The sequence below is a fragment of the Brevundimonas vesicularis genome (genome assembly GCF_032067225.1).
GTDB lineage: Bacteria > Pseudomonadota > Alphaproteobacteria > Caulobacterales > Caulobacteraceae > Brevundimonas > Brevundimonas vesicularis_F.
In genome coordinates, this window is record NZ_DAMBJX010000019.1 from 49135 (window position 1) to 53972 (window position 4838).

The window sequence follows — 4838 nt, forward strand, 5'->3', positions numbered from 1 at the left end:
CGATGATCCTGCTGTTCCTCGCCACCTTTTTAGGGATGGAGGTCTTCGCCTGGGCGATGCATCGCTATGTCATGCACGGCCTGCTGTGGACCTGGCACCGCAGCCATCATGAGCCGCACGACGACGTGCTGGAAAAAAACGACCTGTTCGCGGTGGTGTTCGCCGCCCCGGCCATCGTCTTTGTGGCTCTCGGGCTGCACGTCTGGCCTTGGATGCTGCCGATCGGCATGGGCGTGACAGCCTATGGACTGATCTATTTCTTCTTTCACGACGGGCTGGTGCACCGCCGTTTCCCGACGGGAATCGTTGGGCGGTCGGGGTTCTGGACGCGGCGGATTCAGGCCCACCGGCTGCATCACGCGGTGCGGACACGCGAGGGCTGCGTATCGTTCGGTTTTCTCTGGGTGCGTTCGGCGCGGGCGCTGAAGGCCGAACTGTCTCAGAAACGCGGCGCTTCCAGCAACGGCGCCTGAGCCAGGGCAGTAAGGTCCGCCGACCCGGTGCAGAAACAGGCCAGTCTCAGCTGAGCCGCCATCAAGTCCAGATGATTGACCACCGCCTCGGTCGAGGTCAGCGCCGCTTCGAGCACGCCCGCCGCTTGGCCGACCAGACAGGCGCCCAGCCGGATCGCGCGCGCCGCATCCAAACCGTCACGGATGCCGCCCGACCCGATCAGATCCAGGTCCGGCGCGGCCTGGGCGCAGTCTGACAGGCTGCGGGCCGTCGGTACGCCCCAGCCGGCGAAGGGCGCGGCCAGCGCTTCCGCCCGACCGCCCATCGCTCGCGCGCCCTCGATCAGGCCCCAGTTGGTGCCCCCTGCCCCGGCGACGTCCAACGCAGCGACGCCCATATCAGCCAAACGGCGCGCCACCGCGCCCGACAGGCCGGCGCCCGTCTCCTTGACGATCAGACGGCCCGGGAAGGCCGCCGCAACCTGTTCGATGCCTCGCGCCACGCCGCGCCAGTCGCGATCGCCCTCGGGCTGAACGCCTTCCTGCAATGGGTTGAGATGCAGGATCAGGGCGTCGGCGCCGATCATCTCCATGGCCCGCCGCGCCTCGTCGACGCCATAGCCTAGGGCGAACTGCACGGCGCCCAGATTGGCCAGGATCATCGCATCCGGAGCCCGGCGTCGCAGATCCAGCCCCAGACCCAAACCGCCGTCCGTCTCCAGCGCCACACGCTGCGAGCCGACCGCCAGCACCACGCCCAAAGCCTGGGCGGCCTCGGCCAGACGCGCATTGATCGCCTCGGCCCGCGAGGGCCCGCCGGTCATCGAACTGATCAGGAACGGCAAGGCGACCGGTCGCCCCAGAAAGCGCGTCGCCAGATCGATGGCGTCGTGATCGATATCCGGCAGGGCGTCGTGAACAAAACGGATGGCGTCCAGACCCGATGTCGTCTGGCTGACGCCTCGCCCGGCCCGCACGTGGTCGATGTGTTCGTCCTTGCGCCGGATCAAGGCATCGGCGTCGGTGGACATCGCAAACGGCTCCTGGCGGGTTGCATCCGACGCGGTCGTGATGCCGTATGGCATCATAAAGGTTCGGCGCGTGGTCGCAACGCGACGCCGGCGAGTATGGGAGATCTGTATGGCGATCGTCGGCATCCGGCGCCAACCGCCCCTGGCGGACGCATCGTGCGACCCCGACGATCTGCGTCTGCAGGTTCAGGCGCGCCTGGCCGAGGTCGCGCCCGCGCATGGCGGCCTGCTGTCCACAGCGGCCCGCGAGGCCTTGCTGGGACAGGGAAAGCGGGCCCGGCCGGTGCTGGCCATGCTGGCGGCGGCGCATGTCGGCGGAGATCCGGAAGACGCCCTGGACTATGCCTGCGCGCTGGAGATGGTTCATGCCGCGTCGCTGGTTCTGGACGATCTGCCGTGCATGGACGACGCCTCGTTGCGTCGGGGCCAGCCGACACTGCACCGTCGCCACGGCGAGGATACGGCCGTTCTGGCGGCCGTGGCCCTGCTGAACCAGGCGACGCGTCTGGTGCTGCAGACCCCGGCGTCGGCGGAAACGCGTCTGGCGGCCCTGGACCTTTTGACGCAGGCGATCGGCTTCGACGGCTTGTCCGAGGGTCAGATGCGCGACCTGCGCGACGACGCACGGGATCGCGATGAAACTGCACTGCGCCAGATCAATGACCTGAAAACCGGCGCCCTGTTCGTCGCCACCGTGCGCGGCGGCGGTCTGCTCGGCGGCGGCGATGCGCAGGATTTGGCGCGGCTGTCGGACTTCGGCGAAGCGATCGGCTTCGCCTTCCAACTCTGCGACGATCTGCTGGATGTCTGTTCGACCGTCGATGCGGTCGGCAAGGATGTGGGCCAAGACGACGACACTACCACGTTTGTCGATCTGTGGGGTGAATGCCGGACCCGCGCGGCGGTGCGGCAATCGTTGGCCAAGGCGGTCGAGGCGGTCGGCCATGACAGCCCCCTGGCCCTCTATGTCCTGGACCTTTTCCAGCAGGCCGAACTTGGGGTCTGAGGTCACGCCGGCCTTGTCGCTGAGCGGGATCGATGCGGGCTACGACGGCCGACCCGTGCTGCGTGACTTCAGCCTCAGCATCGCTGCGGGCGAGGTCTATGCCCTGCTCGGGGCGAATGGTGCGGGCAAGTCCACGGTGGCGCGCGTCGCGTCGGGTCTGCTGCCCGCTCGTCGCGGGCGCGTCGTCCTGGGCGAAGGCGGCGGACCACGCGGGCGCATCGGGCTGGCGCCGCAGGACAGCGCCCTGTTCCCGGCCTTGTCGCCGCGTGAGAACGTCGATGTGACGGCGCGGCTATGCGGCGTGTCCAAGCGCGAGCGCGGCGCGGCGGTGAACCGCGCGCTCGACCTGACCGGCTGCGGCCCGCGCGCGGACCAGCCGGTGCGCACCCTGTCCGGCGGCTGGAAGCGGCGCGCCAACCTCAGCGCCGCCCTGGTCGGACAACCGCGCCTGCTGATCGCCGACGAACCGACGGAAGGGGTGGATGCGGCGACCCGAAGCGTCCTGTCCGTCGCCCTGCGCGAAACCGCAAAGGCGGGCGCCGGCTGTCTGCTGATCAGCCATGACGCCATCTTCGTCGCCGATACGGCCGACCGGATCGGTATCCTGGCCCAAGGGCGACTTCTGGCGGAAGGCGCCCCGAACGCCCTGCTTCATCGCGCGTTCGGCTCAGCCCGGCTGCTCAGCATTCGCCTGACCCGACCGGCGTCGGACCTCGCCGCCAAATGGTTCGCCCAGGCGGGGCTGACCGCGTCCGAGGACGGGCTGGAGTGGCGGCGGCTTTGCGATGACGCGCTGGCCATCGCCCAGATGCTGGCCGCCGTCGTCGATGGCGAGGATGGCGAGGTCGCCGTGCGACGCCCCGGCTTGGACGACTTGGTCGCACAGCTGTCGCAGACGCCGTCATGATGGCGGTGGCGGGCGCCTGGGCGAAAGGGTTTTGGCGCGACCGCGCCGGCGTGATCCTGACCCTGCTGTTGCCACCCCTGGTCTATCTGCTGTTCGCAGCGATCTTCGGCGCGGGCGCACGGGGCGACATCGACACCACCGTCGTGCTGCACGACGCGTCGCGCACGCCCGCGACGGCGGCGATCCGCGAGGCGGTGTCGAAGGACATGGGCGCGCGCCTTCGCGTCGTCGACGATCGCGAGGTCTTCGACCGCGCCGTCATCGACGGTCGCGCTGACGCGGGCATACTGATCCGTCCCTCGACGCAGGGACCGCCGAAGCTAGTGGTCGTTTCCGCCGCCGGCCGGGATGTGGCGGCGTCGGCGCTTCAGGCGCGGCTGGAGCCGACGGCCGCCGCCCTGTCGGGTCAGGGCGCACGACCCGCACCGCGCGTTCAGACCCTGCAGATCGGCCCCCAAGGTGATGTGCAGGCGACCTATTACGCGGGCGCGGTCAGCGTCATGTTCGTCTTCTTCGCCGCCATGCACGGGGCCATGGGCGGGCTGGACGAGCGGCGATCCGGCCTCCAATCACGCCTGGCCCTGGCGCGCGGCGGCTTGGCGCCCATCCTTGGCGGGCGGGCCGTCTGGCTGACGGCGGTGGGCTTGATGCAGTCGGCGGCTGTGTTCGTCGCCGCCTGGGTCAAGCTGCCCGCCCTGGAGCTCTGGCAGATGGCGGCGGCTGCGATGACCGCCTTGGCGGTTGGTTTCTGCGCCGCAGGGCTGGCCCTGGCCCTGACGGCGGCGTGTCGATCGCGCGAACAGGCCCAGCCGCTCACGACCTTCGTGGTCTTGCTTCTGGCTGCTTTGGGCGGATCGATGGCGCCGCGCTTTTTGATGCCGGAGGCCTTCCGTGACCTCGGCTGGATCACGCCCCACGCCTGGGCGATCGAGGCCTATCAGGCCGTGATCTGGCGCGGCGAATTCACGTCGACCGTCATCGCCGCCTGGGCGGTCATGGCCGGCCTGGGCGCAGGCGGCCTTGCGATCGCCCTGATGTTGGAGAGGCGGCGCGCCGCCCGCTGATCGTCAGACGTGCGTCCACAGCGCCGGGCGCGGCGGCGGCTCGCGCCAGGCGTCCAGCGTCTTGCACCACAGGGCGATCAGACCACCCCGCCCCAACAGCATCAGCTTGCCCGCCTTGTCGACCGACGTCCGTCCGTCCCAGGCGCTCACGCCGGCGCGCGACACATGGCGGCCGATCGAACGATAGACGCCGCGCGCCGTAGCGATGGCCCAGGCCGAGCGCGGGTTCAGATCGCGCAAACCCCACCGGGCCGAGGCGTAGAAGGGTTCGGCCGCCGCGACCAGGCGCTGGGCCGTGCGCGCCACGGCGGCGCGGTGCTGGAGCTGATCGACCTGATCGCGCGGCACGCCCGCCTCGGCCAGCCAGGCGCCGGGCAG

Annotated in this window: 6 protein-coding genes; 4 read left to right on the top strand and 2 right to left on the bottom strand. The window is 70.0% G+C overall.

Annotated features, from left to right (window positions below; translation table 11 throughout):
- The first annotated feature begins 2 nt into the window (after nucleotides 1–2).
- Nucleotides 3–473: a sterol desaturase family protein gene (locus RT123_RS06870; protein WP_313008490.1), complete on the top strand. Its 471-nt coding sequence runs from the start codon at nucleotides 3–5 to the stop codon at nucleotides 471–473.
- On the opposite strand, the gene fni is transcribed toward RT123_RS06870, so the two are convergent.
- On the bottom strand, nucleotides 440–1483 hold the full coding sequence (gene fni / locus RT123_RS06875) for a type 2 isopentenyl-diphosphate Delta-isomerase (protein WP_313008491.1): 1044 nt from the start codon (nucleotides 1481–1483) through the stop codon (nucleotides 440–442). The two genes, RT123_RS06870 and fni, sit on opposite strands and share 34 nt — an antisense overlap.
- Nucleotides 1484–1592: 109 nt before the next feature.
- Between fni and RT123_RS06880 the strand changes: the two genes are divergently transcribed.
- From RT123_RS06880 to RT123_RS06890, 3 genes are read left to right on the top strand one after another with little or no spacing between them, the layout of a single operon-like run.
- Nucleotides 1593–2489 (top strand): polyprenyl synthetase family protein, encoded by an 897-nt coding sequence (locus RT123_RS06880; protein ID WP_313008492.1) that lies wholly within the window; start codon nucleotides 1593–1595, stop codon nucleotides 2487–2489.
- The gene (locus tag RT123_RS06885) at nucleotides 2479–3396 is read left to right on the top strand and encodes an ABC transporter ATP-binding protein (RefSeq protein ID WP_313008493.1); all 918 of its coding nucleotides are present in this window, start codon (nucleotides 2479–2481) and stop codon (nucleotides 3394–3396) included. The genes RT123_RS06880 and RT123_RS06885 overlap by 11 nt, the downstream gene beginning before the upstream one ends.
- Nucleotides 3393–4460, top strand: coding sequence for an ABC transporter permease (locus tag RT123_RS06890; RefSeq protein WP_313008494.1), 1068 nt, complete (start codon nucleotides 3393–3395; stop codon nucleotides 4458–4460). The genes RT123_RS06885 and RT123_RS06890 overlap by 4 nt, the downstream gene beginning before the upstream one ends.
- A gap of 3 nt (nucleotides 4461–4463) precedes the next feature.
- Here the strand turns inward: RT123_RS06890 and RT123_RS06895 are convergent.
- On the bottom strand, nucleotides 4464–4838 hold a 375-nt coding region (locus RT123_RS06895), incomplete at its 5' end, for a squalene/phytoene synthase family protein (RefSeq protein ID WP_313008495.1).